Raw genomic sequence first — 14,754 nt, 5'->3', positions numbered from 1 at the left:
CGGATTGACGTCTGCATCTGCACATGCATGGCGAACGGCGCCCGAGAGAACCTCTCAAGGCGCCGCTTCCGACTCGTCGGACCGGGCTAACAGGCGTCCATTCGCATAGTCTGACCAGGCACGATGTCGACTTGCCCGGCCTAGACAGGCCTTACGCGGCCAGGAGGCGCGTGGGTTCCCGGACGCCGAGTCGGGGTGGGTCTTCGCCACCAACTGCTTTCTTTCTACGCCGGGGCCCGTGTTCCGAAAAGACGGTTGGCCCAAGTTTTCCAAGGAGATTCCCGAACCGATACGCGGATACCGTGGTAGCGTCGGGTCCGGCGTTCCACGAGGGAACAGTGCCCACACCACCGCCGTCACCCGGCGGTCGGAGTCCGCGACACGATCGCGGCCTCGCAGGGCCACCGCTGTTCCGGCGTGGACGTGTGCGTGACCAGGTCTTTCGATGGTGGTCGGTGCTTCGGTACCGGCGTGCCCTTCCAGAGAGTGGGCCCGGTCCTCTCCCCCCGGGACCGGAAGCGATCGACGGTCTCCTTCCCCCTGCGAGACCGTCTCCATGTCCGCTCCTCTCGCCTGTCGGGCGGGGATGCGCGTTCGCCCCCGTACGCGTATCCCGCCCGTCGGGTGGGACCCGGTGCCGTCGTGCCGAACGGTGCCGCGCTCGCGGCGCCGGAGAAGACGACACCGGTGGCGTGTGGCGCCCGATCCCAGTCGCCCTTCCGCCCGAGGCTGTAGCACCGCTCGACGCGCCCGGGGCCCGTGGCGCCTCGCGAATTTATCCGTGCCCGGGGCCCGTGGCGCCGCGCGAAGTTATCCACAGATCGACATCGGGCCTTTCGCCGCGAACGCGCGTCGCCGATGGTCGGAAGTACGACTTCCCGCCATCGGAGACCGCCTTGGACGTTCGTAGCCGCCCCCTGTTCGCCACCGCCGACCCCGCCCTCCTCGACGACCTCCTCCGGCTGGCCTCGGCCGCGTCCACCGAGGTGAACATCGCCCGTACCGTCGACCAGGCCCTGCGCTCGTGGACCCACGCTCCGCTGGCCGTGGTCGGCGCCGACCTGCGCGCCGCGCTGCGCACGGCCGACCCTCCCCCGCATCCCCGTCTCGTCGTGGTGGGACGCGCCACCGGCGGGACCCGGCCCCCGGCCGGCGCACCGCCCGATTCCGAGGCCTCCCTCCTCCTGTTACCCAGGGACGAGTCCGCCCTGGCCGGCCTTCTGGCGCGGGCCGACGCCCCCACCCGGGCTCCGGCGCCCACCGTGTCGGTCGTCGGCGGGCGCGGCGGCGCGGGGGCGAGTCTGCTCGGAGTGGCTCTCGCCCTCGCGGGCGAGCGGGCCGGCCGCACGACCGCCCTGCTCGACACCGACCCCCTGGGCTGCGGTAGCGACATCTACCTGGGGTGCGAGGACGCCGGTCCGGGCGACCGCACCGGATGGGGCGACCTTCTCGTTCGGCACGGCCGGGTGCACTGGCGTGACCTGCGGGAAGGCCTGCCCGGGACGCCCCGGGTGTCCGTCCTGACCTGGACGCGCCGCTCGGCTCCGGCCCGGACGGGTTCGCTGCCCGTCGGAGCGGCCCGGGCCGTGCTCTCCTCGGCCCGGCACGGGACCGATCTCGTGGTCGCGGACCTCCCCCGCGGTCCCACCCCGGCGTCGGCCGTCTTCCTCAACCGCTCGGACGTCGTGTACGTGGTGGTGCCCGCCGACGTCCCCTCCGTCGTGGCGGCGGCCCGGCTGGTGCCCTGGCTGGTGGAGGAGGCCTCGTCGGTCCGGGTCGTCGTGCGCGGCGCCCACGGCGAACTCACCGCCGACGCCGTGGCCGGGACGCTGGGCCTGCCCCTGGGCGCGGACCTGCCCGACGAGCGGGGGCTCGACCGGGACCTGGCCGCGGGCCGTGTCCCGACGCGTCAGCGGCGCTCACCCCTGGCCGGATTCGCCGACCGCGCCGTGGCCGAGCTGTCCGACGTGCGGGAGGCACGATGAGTACCCGCGCGGCCGACGTGACGGCGACGGTCCGCGACCGGTTGGTGGACGCGGGAGAACCCGTGACTCCGGCCACCGTCGCGGCGGCACTGCGCGCGGAGGGCGGGGTCCTGGGCGACACGGAACTGCTGGCCCTGACCCGGCGGCTGGCCGCCGACCTGTCGGGTGCGGGCCCGTTGGAGGCACTGATGACCCGTGGAGTCACCGACATCCTGGTCAACGGGCCCGACGAGGTGTGGGTGGACGACGGGGACGGCCTGCACCGCGCCGACGCGCGGTTCGGTTCCCCGGACGAGGTCCGCCGGCTGGCCCAGCGGCTGGCCGCCCAGGCGGGCCGCCGGCTCGACGCCGCGGTGCCCTACGTGGACGCCCGGCTGCCGAACGGCGCCCGGCTGCACGCCGTCCTGCCCCCGGTGGCTCCGGACGGCGCGTGCGTCTCCCTGCGGATGCCGCCCAGGCGGGTGTTCGGCCTGGACGATCTGGTGGCGTGCGCGACGTTGACCCCGACCGGGGCGGCCCTACTGCGCGCCCTGGTCATCGCCCGTGCTCCGTTCCTGGTGAGCGGCGGCACCGGCGCGGGCAAGACGACCGTCCTGTCGTCCTTGCTGTCGCTGGTGGACGCGGGGGAGCGGATCGTCCTCGCCGAGGACTCCCCGGAACTGCGGCCGGAGCATCCGCACGTGGTCCGGTTGCAGGCCCGCCCGGCCAACATCGAGGGCAGCGGTGAGGTGTCGCTGCAGGTCCTGGTGCGCCAGGCGCTGCGGATGCGCCCGGACCGGCTGGTGGTCGGTGAGGCCCGGGGACCGGAGATCGTACCGATGCTGGGCGCTCTCAACACCGGCCACGGTGGCGGGGCGGGGACTCTCCACGCCAACGGCGCCGAGGACGTCCCGGCCCGGATCGAGGCGCTGGGGTGCGCGGCGGGTCTCGGCCGCGCCGCGGTGCACAGCCAGCTCGCGGCCACCCGGGCGCTGGTGGTGCACCTGGTCCGCGACACCCGGGGGCGGCGGCTGTCCGAGCTTCGGGTTCTGCGGCGGGACCGCTCCGGCCTGGTGCACGCTGTTCCCGCGGTGGCCTTCACCCCTGATGGCGTCTGCCGCGAGTTCACGGCGGTGGCGGACCTCGATGCCCGTCTGGGCAGCCGATGGCGCGAGTCGAACGCCTCCGGTCAGGGGCCGGTGCGGCTCCCGACGGAGAACCCGTCGGCGCGTGGGCCGAAAGCGGGTACGAGGGACGGCCCGGAACCGGACTGGAGCCGACCACCGGTCGGAAGGGACGCGACGGCCGCGGCCGAGGACGCGTCGGCCCGGGGACGGCCGGGGGCGGCCCCTTCTCGTCCTGGACGCGACCGGGGCGATGAGACGACGGACCGGGTCGCCGCCCCGGGTCGGCAGAACGCGGAGGCGGGAGCCACGCCCAGGGGCCGGTGGATCGGCGTGGGGCGGGATCGACGGTGACCCTGCTGGTGGTGTGCTGTGTCGGTCTCGTACTGCTGGCCCTGGTGCCGTCCGGCGAGCGCCGGAGGATGGCGACCGTACTCACTCGCAGCACCGATTCCCGCGGTGGCCCCCGCACTCGGCTGCATGGTGACCCGCTGGGGTGGCTGCGCTCCGTCGGCCGCCGTCTCTCGGATGCCGGACGCGGAGCGATGCGGTCGGCCGGTGCCCGTGAGGGGGTAGCGCGCCGCCAGGCGGTGATCGCGCTCTGCCGGGTTCTGGCCACCGAGTTACGTGCGGGCCAACCGCCGCTGGAGGCACTTCGACTGTCGGCCGCCGAAGCCGGACCGGCTCTGGCGGAGGTGAGCGACGCCGAGTCGATGCGAGCCCTGGTCGAACGCGATCCGGACCTGCGCGCCCTGGGCTACCTGGCGGTGTGCTGGGAGGTCGCCGCGGACACGGGTGCGCGACTCGCCGACGTGGTGGACACGCTGGCCGAAGGGCTGACCGAACAGGAGGAACAGCGGGCCGAGGCAGCCGCACGCACCGCGGGTCCGCGTACCACGGCCGCGGTCCTCAGCGGACTGCCGCTCGTGGGCCTGCTGATGGCCTCCGGGCTCGGCGGGTCACCTCTGGTCTTCCTGTTCACCACCCCGCTGGGGTGGGCGTGCCTGGTCTCGGGTGTGGCGCTCGACGTGCTCGGGGCGTGGTGGACGCTGCGCATGGTGCGTTCGGCGCTGACCGAGCCCTGAGCACGGCCCGGCCCACCGGGTCGGAACGGACCCGCCCGCGGATCGGCCGAGGAGGAGGGCGCCCGGATCGACTCGGGGAGCCCCGCCTCGCACGGCACGGACACGCGAGTCGGCTCGGTTCAGCGCGTGTCCGGATCGAGCCACGGGGTCGCCGGTTCATCGAGAGCTTCCGGTCCCTCTTCCAGAGCGTTCGAGCTCTGGTCACCACCGCACGACAGGGAAGGAATCGGATGGGCGCATGGGCCATGGTGTTCTTCGGGTCGTTGGCGACATGGGTGGCGATGGGCGGTGGGGCGGCGAGACGGCTGCGTGAGGTGCGACCGTCTCGGAGGGCCGGGCCACCGGTCCGCCCCTTCCTGCTCGCCACGGCCGCCGCGTTCGCGGTGTCGGTCGCGGCGGCCGTGTTCGGCCCGGTAGGCGGGTGGATCGCGGCCGGGGCGTGTACGGCGCTGTGGGTACGGGCGCGTCGCGGCCGGGTCCGTCCCGACCGGTTGCCGGTCACGGGTGAGCTGCCCGTGGTGATCGGTCTGCTGGCCGCCGGTGTGCGGGCCGGCGCGACCGTTCAGGGGTGCCTGCCCCCGGTGGCGCGTGCGGTGGGCGGGCGGCTCGGGGCGGAACTCTCGGCGGTGGCCGAACGGCTCCGGCTGGGAGCCGACCCCGAGCAGGCCTGGCGGCGGTCCGCGCTGCCCGCGCCGCTGACCGCGGTGGGCCGCGACCTCGCACGGGCCGCTGATACCGGAGCCCCGGTGGCCGACCTGCTGGACCGGCACGTCGCGGATCTGCGACGTGAGCTGAGGGCCCGGGCGACCGCGCGGGTGGAACGCCTCGGAGTGCTGGTGGTCGCGCCGTTGGGGTTGTGCTTCCTGCCCGCGTTCGTGCTCATCGGCATCGTCCCGATGGCCGCCGACCTCCTGGCCCAGGCGTTGCGGTGACCCCTCCGATGCCATAGGAGGCGACACGTACACCGGCCCTCTGGCGAGAACCTCCGCAGGTGCGACCGAAGGACCGCACGCGAACCGCTCCCCCGGCGAGGCCCACCGCAGAATCAGTGGGGAACGCGGACACCCGCCTCCTCTCGAACCTTCGGCGAGACCGCCGCGTGCTCAGCCGGAGGGCGGGACGACGTGGGCCGGACCCGCCCGGGCCCGGGCGACGATGGACCGGTCGAGGACAGAAGAGGGCACCGACACCGACACTTCCGCGACCGGGCCGTCGAGGTCGCACGTGTGGAGTGCGGCCCGGTTGGCCTCGGCGATCGCTCGGGCCCGGGCGCAGGCGTGGTCGGTGCCCTGCGCGGCCCGGGCAGCGGCCGCGAGCGCGGCGAGGTCGGCGGCGGTGGCGGCCCGGTCCCGGTCGATTCGTACCGAGGCCGCCATGAGCACGGCGAAGGTGAGGAACCACAGCAGGGCGCACAGGGTCACCCACCAGACGGTGGCGGAACCGGCGTCGGCGCGCACGGGTCACACCTCCGATTCCCGTGGCGCGGTGGCTTCGGCCCGGATCGGGAGGGACAGTCCCGGACCCACGTGGAACTCGACGCGGATCGTGACCTCGGCCGTCTCGGCCGCGACGACGAGATCGGCCTCGGCGTTCTCGGGCGCGGCTGACAGCGCCAGCGCGCGGGCCCGCTCGTGGCTCTCACCGCGGGCCAGGGCCCGGACTCCCATCCGCGCGGCGTCGGCGCAGGAGAGCTGGGCTGCCGCCGCGGCGACGGCGCCCAGGGCCAGGGTCAGCACGAGCAGGAGCGAGGGCAGCACCATGGCGGTCTCCATGGTGGCGGAGCCGCGGTCAGAACCCGGAGCCGAGCGCATCGACGACGAGGTTCGTGAGGACGTCCCGGACGGTGTCGCTGGTGAGGATGGCGTACAGGACACCCGCGAACGCGACGGCCGTCACTGTGCACAGTGCGTACTCGGCCGTGGTCATACCGTGATCATCGGACGGCAGGAGCCGTTGTGCGGGCATGGGACCTCCCGGAACGGGACCGACCCGGTGTCGGCCCTCCCCACCAGGTTCAGGCGGGCGGGCTCCCGGCGGAAGCCCCTGTCCACGGGCTGTGGACAACCGCGTCCGCGTGCGTGCCGCCTGCCTCGGCAGGGCCTGGCCAGGCGACCGCTGCCCCGATGCCACGGCGGACCGCTCGGCCCGATTCCGACCGACCGGTGCGGATGCGACCGCCCGATCAAGTGCGACGGCTGATCCGCGCACGAAGATCCGACCAGGTACGGGCCCCTCGGCCCGAGTCCACCAACCGGACCGGCCACGAAGGCCCGACCGGGGACGAGCACCCGACCGAGTGCGACCGCCCGGCCGGGTACGAATGCCCGATCGAGGGCACCAACCAGTCCGGGCGACCGCCCGCCCGATCCGGAGGCACTCGCCCGGGCCGAGCCGACCGGTTGTCCACAGCCTGTGGACGGAGTCAGGGCGTGACGAGGACCTCGTCCAGCAGGCGCAGGGCACCGGACTTGCTCAGCGGCTCGTTGCCGGTCCCGCACTTGGGGGACTGGATGCACGACGGGCAGCCCTGGTCGCACTCGCAGTCCGCGATCGCCGACCGCGTCGCGGTGAGCCACTCGCGCGCCTGGGTGTAGCCCCGGTCGGCGAAGCCCGCTCCGCCCGCGTACCCGTCGTAGACGAACACCGTCAGCAGACCGGTGTCGCCGTGCACGGCGGTCGACACACCGCCGATGTCCCAGCGGTCACAGGTCGCCAGGAGCGGCAGGAGACCGATCGCGGCGTGCTCCGCTGCGTGGGCGGCGCCCAGCAGCGGCACGTCCTCCTTGCGCAGCCGGGCCTCGCCGTCGGCGGGCAGCGTCCACCACACCGCGCGGGTGTGGAGCGTCCGCTCGGGCATGTCCAGCGACTGCTCGCCCAGGACCGTGCCCGTGCGCACGTCGCGCTTGAGGAACCCCACCACCTGGCGCCGCACCTCCACCTCGCCGAAGTAGACGGTCGCCCCGCTCGGCCACTCCTCCTGCCGCAGGGTGGAACGGACCGTGATGTCCGTGGTGTCACGCGCCCACGTGCTGTACGGGGGCTCCTCGGCGCGCACCAGGGCCACACCCTCCTCCAGGTCCAGGTCCGTCACGAGATAGGTCGCCCCCTGGTGGAGGTAGACCGCCCCGGGGTGCACGGTGCCGTGCGAGGCGGCCTCGTCGATCTCGCCGAGCAGCTGCCCGCTGCCGATGTCCACGATCTGCACGGGCGGACCACCCGCCCCGCGAATATCGGCTAGGTCACTTGCTCTTTCATTGCTGGCCCAGAACCAGCCCCGCGGACGCCTCCGAAGAAGTCCCCGTGAGACGAGTTCGGCCAGTTGCCCCTCCGTGGTCGATCCGAACAACGCGAAGTCCTCACGCGTGATCGGGAGCTCCTGCGCGGCCGCGCACAGGTGTGGGCCGAGGATGTGGGGGTTTTCCGGGTCAAGGACCGTGGCCTCCACAGAGCGTCCGAAAATGGCGTCCGGGTGGTGGGCGAGATACGTGTCCAGCGGGTCGTCGCGCGCGATGAACACCGCCAGGGCGTCCTCCCCGCGCCGCCCGGCGCGCCCCGCCTGCTGCCACAGCGACGCCAGCGTGCCCGGCCATCCCGCGATGAGGACGGCGTCCAGCCCGCTGATGTCCACCCCGAGTTCGAGCGCGTTGGTGCTCACCAGCCCCAGGAGTTCACCCGAGCGCAGCGCCTCCTCCAAACCGCGCCGCTCCGACGCCAGGTAGCCGCCCCGGTACGCGGCCACCCGCCCGGCCAGCGTGTGGTCGCCCCGCTCCGACAGCAGGCGCTGGGCGGTCATCGCGACCACCTCCGCCCCCTGCCGCGAGCGCACGAACACGAGCGTGCGCACCCCGTCCCGTACCAGGTCAACGAGCATTTCTGCGGCCTGCGACGGCGCGGTCCGGCGCACCGGGGCGCCGTTCTCCCCCGTCAGGTCGGTCAGCTCCGGCTCCACCAGCGCCACCGACATCCCCGGCCGCGGCGAGCCGTCCTCGTCCACGGCCGTCACGGGCACCCCGGTCAACCGCGTGGCGCTCTCCGCGGGGCCGCCGGAGGTCGCCGACGCGAGCACGAACACCGGCTCGGTCCGGTACCGTGCGCACACCCGGCGCAGCCGTCGCAGGATCTGCGCCACGTGCGAGCCGAACACCCCCCGGTAGCGGTGCGCCTCGTCGATCACCACGTAGCGCAGCCGCCGCAGGAAGCGCGACCACGCCCCGTGGCGCGGCAGGATCCCGTGGTGGAGCATGTCCGGATTGGTGAGGACGTAATTGCCGTGCTCGCGCACCCACGAGCGCTCCTCGACCGAGGTGTCCCCGTCGTAGACGGCCGGGCGCAGGCCCGGCAGGCCCAGTTCGGTGATCCAGCGGAGCTGGTCCTGGGCGAGCGCTTTGGTCGGGGAGAGGTAGAGCACCGTTCCACCCGCGTCAACAGCCTCCACGGCGGGCATAAGGAACCCGAGTGACTTTCCCGAGGCGGTACCCGTGGCTATGATCACATCACGGCCCGAACGAGCGAGGTCGGCGGCGGCAGCCTGGTGGGACCACGGACCCGTGATCCCGCGTTCGGCGAGCTTGTCGACCAGGTGGGGCGGTGTCCATTCCGGCCACTCCCCACTGACCCCGTCGTTGCGGGCCACGTGTTCGATGTGGGTCACCTGCGGGTACCGGGTATCGTCACGCCACACACCGGGAAGCACGGGCTCCGGTCGCCTCATCCGAGACCCCTCCTCACTGGACACGTTCGACGCCCTCCGACCAAGGTGGAGACACTGATGCGCATCGGTTTCAGTGTGACATCCGAGGGAAGAGTGCCGCGGAGTCACGGTTTTTTGTACAGGACTGGAAGACACACCTGACAGCCGTGGTTGAATGCGTCCTGGTGGGGTAACGCCCGGCAGAGATCATTCGCGAGAATTCGCGGTTCGGCGCTGGAGGACTAGTGGACTTGAAACTTGATCATTACACCGAGGGCGACACCGAGATCGTCGTCGTTGAGGGTGAGATCGATGTCTATACCGCGCCCCGGCTCCGCGAGCTGCTGATCGATCTGGTCAACAAGGGCAACTTCCACCTCGTGGTCAACATGGAGAAGGTGGAGTTCCTCGACTCGACGGGGCTCGGAGTGCTCGTGGGCGGCCTGAAGCGCGTCCGGGCGCACGACGGCACGCTCGACCTGGTCTGCACCCAGGAGCGCATCCTGAAGATCTTCCGGATCACCGGTCTCACGAAGGTCTTCGGTATCCACGGCTCGGTGCAGGAAGCCATTGACAAGCGTTCCTCCAAGTAGCCCTGAGCGAGCGATGGCAACCATCACGCTCACCATCAGCGCGCTTCCGGCCCACGTGCGCACCGCGCGGCTCATGGCCGCGACGGTGGCACGTCGGGCCGGCATCGCCGCCTCGGCGATCGACGAGATCAGGCTGGCGGTCGGTGAGGCCTGCTCCCGGGCGGTGGCGGCCCACAAGCTCCACTGCCCCGCGCAGCCGATCCAGCTGGAGCTGATCGACGGCGGCGCCTCCGGGTCGGCCGCGGGCCAGGACACGGCGGGGGGTCGACCCGACGCCCCGGGCCGTCCCCTGCGCGCCAACGGAAGCGCCACACAGCGTTTCGAGGTCGTCGTGACCGACCGTGCCCCGGCCAAGGACACGGAGGAGACGGCCGACCACAACGAGCCCATCCTCGACGGTCTCTTCCTGGACGGCGAGGACACGCCTCCGGGCGGGATCTCCGGATTCTCGCCCGGCCTGGGCCTGGCGGTCATCACCGGACTCGCCGACGAGGTCAGGATCGAGCCGACCGACCAGGGCACGGTCGTGCGCATGAGCTGGCCGCTCGCGGCCAAACACGCGCAGGACCCCAGCTCCAACTAGGAGATAGCAGGATTCGACCGGTTCGACGACGGGCGCCTCCCTCGGCGGGGAGGCGCCCGTTCGCGTGCGCCCGGGCCACCGGACCCGGGCCGGCGGCCGTCGCCTCGCGCTCCGGCCCCCGCACGGCTTTCCCGCGCGGGCACCGGCCAACGCGCCCCCCGCGACCGTCCGGCACCCTCTGCGGGCCTCTGAGACCGCCGCTCGGGTCCGGTCACTCGCAGACCTGGGCGGAGACCTCCTCCGTGGCCGCCAGTCCGGCCTGTGCGTTCTCAGCGATCTCGTCGGCGGTCAGCACGTAGCCCGTCTCGTCCTCGTTCGTCGCGGCCGCGAAGACCACGCCGTAGACGGATCCATCCGGGGACAGCAGCGGGCCGCCGGAGTTGCCGGGGCGGACCACGGCCCGCACCTGGTAGATCTCGCGGCTCACCTGCTGCGAGTGGTAGAAGTCCGGCCCCTGCGCCGTCTGCCGGGCCCGGACCCTGGCCGGTACGGCCGTGAAGCCGCTGTTGCGCGGGAAGCCCGCCACCACGGCGTCGTCGCCCTGCGCGGCCTCGTGGTCGAACTCCAGCGGCTCCAGGTCCAGACCGGGCACGTCGAGCACCGCCAGGTCCTGCTGGGGGTCGAAGAGCACCAGGGTGGCCTCCAGCTGGTAGCCCTCCCGCGTCACCACCCGCAGGTCGTCGGTGACGCCCGCGACCACGTGCGCGTTGGTCATGATCCGGTCCTCGCCGTAGACGAAGCCGGTCCCCTCCACCCGCTGCTGGCACTCGGGGGCGGTTCCGAGCACCTTCACCACACTGCGGCTGGAGTCGATCAGTTCCTGTGTGGTGAGCACGTCCGGGTCCGGCGGCTCCACCTCGGCCAGCTCTCCCGTGCCGAGACCGCTGAACACCTGCGGGAACGAGCTCTGGTCCACGATCCTGCGGAAGGTCGAGAAACCGTTGTGGGCGGCCTCCGGCATCAGCGTGTCCACCGACTGCAGGATCCGCGAGTCCCGCACCTGCGTGGCCACGTACGGCAGCGCCGAGTTGGCCACGGTGCTGCCGATGAACCACGCCACCAGCAGGACCGACAGGCCGCTGACGATGGCGCCGCCCACCGCGTCCAGCACGCGCGCCGAGTCCCACGTGACCTTGTTGCGCACCATGGTGCCCAGGTAGGACGCGAGGAACTGGCCCAGGGCCGCGGACAGGAACACCACGGCGATGGCGAGCAGCGCCTGCCGGCCCGTGTCCCCCACCCAGTCGCGGATGAGGTCGGGCGCGGTCAGCGCGGCGAGGACGCCTCCGCCGATGAATCCTCCGAAGCTGAAGACCCCGACGATGAACCCCTGCCGGTAGCCGGTGACGGCGAACAGCAGGAGCAGGACGAACAGGACGACGTCGAGCACATTGCCCTCCAGGATGTGAGCGCTACCCGACCGGCCTGAGGCCTTGCGGAGTTGCTTCGAACACGTCAGTGAGACCCTCGCGGTGCCAGGGAAGTTCCCAGCCTCCCAAAGCGAGCAGGCGGTCGACGACCGTGCCGGTGAACCCCCACACCAGCATGCCGTTCACCCGGAAACCCGGGCCCCAGCCGGGGCCGCTCCCGTAGCGGACCATGACCCTGTTGTCGGGTTCCGCCAGGTCCGCTATCGGTACGCGCGACACCGCCGCGACCTCGCCGGTGTCGGTGGGCCGCACCTCGCAGGGGTCGCGCCACCAGCCGAGGATCGGGGCCACCCGGAAGTCACTGAAGCGCAGGTAGAGCTCGGGCATCCGGCCCACCAGGTCCACACCGGCGGGGACCAGGCCGGTCTCCTCCTCGGCCTCGCGCAGCGCCGCGGCCTCGGGGGAGGCGTCGGTCGGTTCGATCCGGCCGCCCGGGAAGGCCGGCTGGCCGGAGTGCCGCCGCAGCCCGTCGTTGCGCTGGATCAGCAGGAGGTCGGGGCCCTGGGGCCCCTCGCCGAAGAGGATGAGGACCGCCGACTCGCGGCCGCCCCTCCCCGGCGGGCGCATGAGGTCGGGCACGGTCATGGTGGCGGCGGCGTCCGCGAGCGAGGCCAGCCAGAGCGGGGTCGGATTCATACGCAGAGCCTGTTCCGGAGGTTGTCGCGCCGTCGGTGGTCGGATCGTGGGACGGAGAACGACGGGAGGACACGTGTGTCCCCGTCGCCGCCGGCGGGCCGGGGGACCCCGCGCGTGCTCGGACCCTCCCCACGGTGAGCGGCGCCGGGAGGCCGGTGGGGCCGCCGCCGGGGAGGGCGGTTCGGGGCCGGTGTGCGCGCACTCACGTTCATCAGAGTACAAACCACCGCCACCGGCCCCGGTCGCCGCCGGAGGTCGGCGACCCCTCCCGTCAGGCGAAGGAGCGCATCCTGAGCAGCTTGGTGGCGGTCGCCTCGTCGGTGGGACCCTCGCCGAAGGACGGGCACCAGCGGGCCAGACCGCAGGCGCCGCACGCGGGCCGACGGGCGTGGCAGACGCGCCGCCCGTGCCAGACCACGCGGTGGGAGAGCATCGTCCAGTCCTTGGGCGGGAACAGGTCGCCGATCGCGTGCTCGACCTTGACGGGGTCCTGCTCGTCGGTCCACTGGAAGCGGCGGACGAGGCGGCCGAAGTGCGTGTCGACCGTGATACCGGGCACACCGAAGGCGTTACCGAGCAGTACGTTTGCGGTCTTTCGTCCTACACCAGGTAGTTTGACCAGGTCGGCGAGGTTCCCTGGAACCTCGCCACCGTGCCGTTCGCACAAGGCCTGGCCCAACCCGATGAGGCTGTTGGCCTTGGCCCGGAAGAAGCCGGTCGACCGGATCATCTCCTCCAGGTCCTCGCGCCCGGCGGAGGCGTAGGCCTCCGCGTCGGGATAGCGCGCGAAGAGGGCGGGGGTGACCAGGTTGACCCGCTTGTCGGTGCACTGGGCCGACAGGATCGTCGCGACCAACAGCTCGAGCGGGGTCGTGAAGTTCAGTTCGCAGTGCGCGTCGGGGTACAGCTCGACGAGTTCGCGGTACATCTTGCGGGCACGCCGGACCAGCGCGAGTCGGCTCTCGCCCGACGGGGTCGACGACCGCACGGGCGCGTCAGGTGTGTCACGGGGCATCGTCACAGGGTAGGCGCCACGGCGGGAGGGCTTCCCGCGCGCGGACCGGACGACCGGCCCTCGCGCTCCACCGGAAGTTCCCCCAGGTGACCGAGATTATGTAACCAATGTCCGGTGACACGGCGCGGATCGCCCTGATAGATAGCGACCACGACTAAGATCGCATGGGCTGACGTCGGCGGTTGTGGGCACGTTGTCTCCCGGCGGGCAAGCCGAGGTAACGACCTGGTGTCACACCCGGGTGCGATATACGTCACACTGTTGATGGTCAGGTTTGAGGAGGACGTGTGGTGGACGAAGTCAACGAGGTGCTGCGGAAGGCCCCTCTGTTCGAGGCATTGGACGAGGAGGACACGGCCGGGCTGCGCGCCTCGGTGAGCGAGGTCCGTCTCGGTCGCGGCCAGACCCTGTTCAGTGAGGGTGACGAGGGCGACCGCCTGTACGTCATCCTCAGCGGGAAGGTGAAGCTGACCCGCACGGCCGTCGACGGCCGCGAGAACCTACTGGGCGTGCTCGGCCCCAGCGAGATGTTCGGTGAGCTCTCCCTGTTCGACCCGCGCCCGCGTACCGCGAGCGCCGTTGCGGTCACCGACTCCGTACTGGCGGGCCTGGGTCACGACGACCTGCGCCCGTTCCTGTCGAGCCGCCCGCACGTGTCGCTCCAGCTGCTGAAGTCGCTGGCCGCGCGCCTGCGCCGGACCAACGACGTGATGGCCGACCTGGTCTTCACCGACGTGCCCGGCCGCGTGGCCAAGGCCCTGCTGGAGCTCGCCGACAAGTTCGGCAAGGAGGGCGAGGACGGACTCCACGTCCACCACGACCTCACGCAGGAGGAGCTCGCCCAGCTGGTCGGCGCCTCCCGCGAGACCGTGAACAAGGCGCTCGCCGAGTTCGCCCTGCGCGGATGGCTGCGGATCGAGGCCAAGGCCGTCGTCCTGCTCGACGTCGAGCGGATGCGTCGCCGCGCCCGTTAGGCGAACACGCGGCTCCGACCGGAGCGATCACGCTGTGCGGCCGCTCACCCGGAAGGGTGGGCGGCCGCAGCGCTGTCCGCGCCCGGTTTCGGAGCGGCCGGCGTCGGAGCGGCCACCTCGGTCACCTGGCCACACTGGCCCTCCCATGCCCATCGATGTTAAGGATCCTTGACATGGTGTCCGCGCTGCTTTACGTTCGAAGATGTCAAGGATGTTTGACATCACGGAGGGAGCGGACATGTCGTTCGAGGAGAGGCGCATCTGGATCTACCTCGCGGTGGCGGTCCTGGTGCCCTCCGCCTACCTCGCGGTGGTCCTCGCCCGGGCGGCGGGCACGGACGTCGCGGACCTGGCCTACCAGCGCCCGTTGCTGACGGCCGTCGGGGTGTCGGTCGTCGCGACGATCGTCCTCAACATGGTCTCCGCCGCCCTGTGGCCCAAGGGCGCCTACCAGAAGGACCCGCGGGACAAGGAGATCGACCGCCGCGGCGAGTACGTCGGCTTCATCGCCATGTCCGCCTTCACGGTCGTGCCGTTCAGCCTCGCCCTGCTGGAGTGGCCGCACTTCTGGATCGCCAACACCCTCTACCTGGCCTACGTCACGGCCGCGATCGCGTCCTCGGCCGTCAAGCTCGTCGCCTACCGCAGGGGATTCTGACC

The 14,754-nt window shown here is 72.2% G+C and carries 14 protein-coding genes and 1 pseudogene; 8 read left to right on the top strand and 7 right to left on the bottom strand.

Annotated elements, in window-relative coordinates:
• Positions 1 to 896: 896 nt before the first annotated feature.
• The 4 genes and pseudogenes from ssd to HNR10_RS16480 all read left to right on the top strand — a co-directional run bounded on the left by ssd (position 897) and on the right by HNR10_RS16480 (position 5,105).
• The gene (gene ssd, locus HNR10_RS16495; protein ID WP_179824568.1) at positions 897 to 1,985 is read left to right on the top strand and encodes a septum site-determining protein Ssd; all 1,089 of its coding nucleotides are present in this window, start codon (positions 897 to 899) and stop codon (positions 1,983 to 1,985) included.
• A pseudogene (locus tag HNR10_RS16490) lies at positions 1,982 to 3,136 on the top strand (TadA family conjugal transfer-associated ATPase); the annotation flags it as partial. The gene ssd and the pseudogene HNR10_RS16490, both read left to right, overlap by 4 nt.
• A 497-nt stretch (positions 3,137 to 3,633) precedes the next feature.
• Positions 3,634 to 4,173, top strand: coding sequence for a type II secretion system F family protein (locus HNR10_RS16485; protein WP_376769759.1), 540 nt, complete (start codon positions 3,634 to 3,636; stop codon positions 4,171 to 4,173).
• A 230-nt stretch (positions 4,174 to 4,403) separates the two neighbouring features.
• Positions 4,404 to 5,105: a type II secretion system F family protein gene (locus HNR10_RS16480; RefSeq protein ID WP_179824566.1), complete on the top strand. Its 702-nt coding sequence runs from the start codon at positions 4,404 to 4,406 to the stop codon at positions 5,103 to 5,105.
• 171 nt (positions 5,106 to 5,276) lie between these two features.
• Here the strand turns inward: HNR10_RS16480 and HNR10_RS16475 are convergent, their stop codons facing one another.
• The 4 genes from HNR10_RS16475 to HNR10_RS16460 form a co-directional block, all read right to left on the bottom strand.
• Complete coding sequence (locus tag HNR10_RS16475; RefSeq protein ID WP_179824565.1) at positions 5,277 to 5,630, bottom strand: Rv3654c family TadE-like protein; 354 nt, start codon at positions 5,628 to 5,630, stop codon at positions 5,277 to 5,279.
• Between the two features lie 3 nt (positions 5,631 to 5,633).
• Positions 5,634 to 5,933 carry a TadE family type IV pilus minor pilin gene (locus HNR10_RS16470; protein ID WP_246406268.1) on the bottom strand — a complete coding sequence of 100 codons (300 nt, stop codon included), beginning with the start codon at positions 5,931 to 5,933 and terminating at the stop codon, positions 5,634 to 5,636.
• 28 nt (positions 5,934 to 5,961) lie between these two features.
• A complete protein-coding gene (locus HNR10_RS16465; RefSeq protein ID WP_179824563.1) occupies positions 5,962 to 6,138 on the bottom strand; it encodes a DUF4244 domain-containing protein in 177 nt (58 codons plus the stop codon).
• Positions 6,139 to 6,595: 457 nt separating this feature from the next.
• Positions 6,596 to 8,884, bottom strand: coding sequence for a DEAD/DEAH box helicase (locus HNR10_RS16460; protein ID WP_179824562.1), 2,289 nt, complete (start codon positions 8,882 to 8,884; stop codon positions 6,596 to 6,598).
• Positions 8,885 to 9,108: 224 nt separating this feature from the next.
• Here HNR10_RS16460 and HNR10_RS16455 point away from each other — a divergent pair, with 224 nt between their 5' ends.
• Entirely contained in the window at positions 9,109 to 9,456 is a 348-nt protein-coding gene (locus tag HNR10_RS16455; protein ID WP_026117083.1) for an STAS domain-containing protein, read from the top strand.
• A 13-nt stretch (positions 9,457 to 9,469) separates the two neighbouring features.
• A complete protein-coding gene (locus HNR10_RS16450) occupies positions 9,470 to 10,039 on the top strand; it encodes an ATP-binding protein (protein WP_179824561.1) in 570 nt (189 codons plus the stop codon).
• 211 nt (positions 10,040 to 10,250) lie between these two features.
• Here HNR10_RS16450 and HNR10_RS16445 read toward each other — a convergent pair whose 3' ends face one another.
• From HNR10_RS16445 to nth, 3 genes are all read right to left on the bottom strand, one after another.
• Positions 10,251 to 11,429, bottom strand: a complete 1,179-nt coding sequence (locus HNR10_RS16445; protein ID WP_179824560.1) for a MarP family serine protease — start codon at positions 11,427 to 11,429, stop codon at positions 10,251 to 10,253.
• Between the two features lie 22 nt (positions 11,430 to 11,451).
• Complete coding sequence (locus tag HNR10_RS16440; protein WP_179824558.1) at positions 11,452 to 12,105, bottom strand: NUDIX hydrolase; 654 nt, start codon at positions 12,103 to 12,105, stop codon at positions 11,452 to 11,454.
• 271 nt (positions 12,106 to 12,376) lie between these two features.
• Entirely contained in the window at positions 12,377 to 13,120 is a 744-nt protein-coding gene (nth, locus tag HNR10_RS16435) for an endonuclease III (protein ID WP_179824556.1), read from the bottom strand.
• Positions 13,121 to 13,407: 287 nt separating this feature from the next.
• Here nth and HNR10_RS16430 point away from each other — a divergent pair, with 287 nt between their 5' ends.
• Both HNR10_RS16430 and HNR10_RS16425 read left to right on the top strand, forming a co-directional pair.
• A complete protein-coding gene (locus HNR10_RS16430; RefSeq protein WP_082376582.1) occupies positions 13,408 to 14,094 on the top strand; it encodes a Crp/Fnr family transcriptional regulator in 687 nt (228 codons plus the stop codon).
• 211 nt (positions 14,095 to 14,305) lie between these two features.
• Positions 14,306 to 14,752 (top strand): hypothetical protein, encoded by a 447-nt coding sequence (locus HNR10_RS16425; protein ID WP_179824554.1) that lies wholly within the window; start codon positions 14,306 to 14,308, stop codon positions 14,750 to 14,752.
• Positions 14,753 to 14,754: the final 2 nt, after the last annotated feature.

The organism is Nocardiopsis aegyptia (genome assembly GCF_013410755.1).
Classification (GTDB): Bacteria; Actinomycetota; Actinomycetes; order Streptosporangiales; family Streptosporangiaceae; genus Nocardiopsis; species Nocardiopsis aegyptia.
Note: the sequence above shows the minus strand (reverse complement) of the source record. Positions and strands in the feature narration are given on the sequence as shown.

Excerpts from the sequence above, each read along its gene's own strand:
- HNR10_RS16485 (WP_376769759.1), top strand. The coding sequence starts at position 3,634 with ATGCGGTCGGCCGGTGCCCGTGAGGGGGTAGCGCGCCGCCAGGCGGTG.
- HNR10_RS16480 (WP_179824566.1), top strand. The coding sequence starts at position 4,404 with ATGGGCGCATGGGCCATGGTGTTCTTCGGGTCGTTGGCGACATGGGTG.
- HNR10_RS16470 (WP_246406268.1), bottom strand. The coding sequence starts at position 5,933 with ATGGTGCTGCCCTCGCTCCTGCTCGTGCTGACCCTGGCCCTGGGCGCC.
- HNR10_RS16465 (WP_179824563.1), bottom strand. The coding sequence starts at position 6,138 with ATGCCCGCACAACGGCTCCTGCCGTCCGATGATCACGGTATGACCACG.
- HNR10_RS16460 (WP_179824562.1), bottom strand. The coding sequence starts at position 8,884 with ATGAGGCGACCGGAGCCCGTGCTTCCCGGTGTGTGGCGTGACGATACC.
- HNR10_RS16450 (WP_179824561.1), top strand. The coding sequence starts at position 9,470 with ATGGCAACCATCACGCTCACCATCAGCGCGCTTCCGGCCCACGTGCGC.
- HNR10_RS16440 (WP_179824558.1), bottom strand. The coding sequence starts at position 12,105 with ATGAATCCGACCCCGCTCTGGCTGGCCTCGCTCGCGGACGCCGCCGCC.
- nth (WP_179824556.1), bottom strand. The coding sequence starts at position 13,120 with ATGCCCCGTGACACACCTGACGCGCCCGTGCGGTCGTCGACCCCGTCG.
- HNR10_RS16425 (WP_179824554.1), top strand. The coding sequence starts at position 14,306 with ATGTTTGACATCACGGAGGGAGCGGACATGTCGTTCGAGGAGAGGCGC.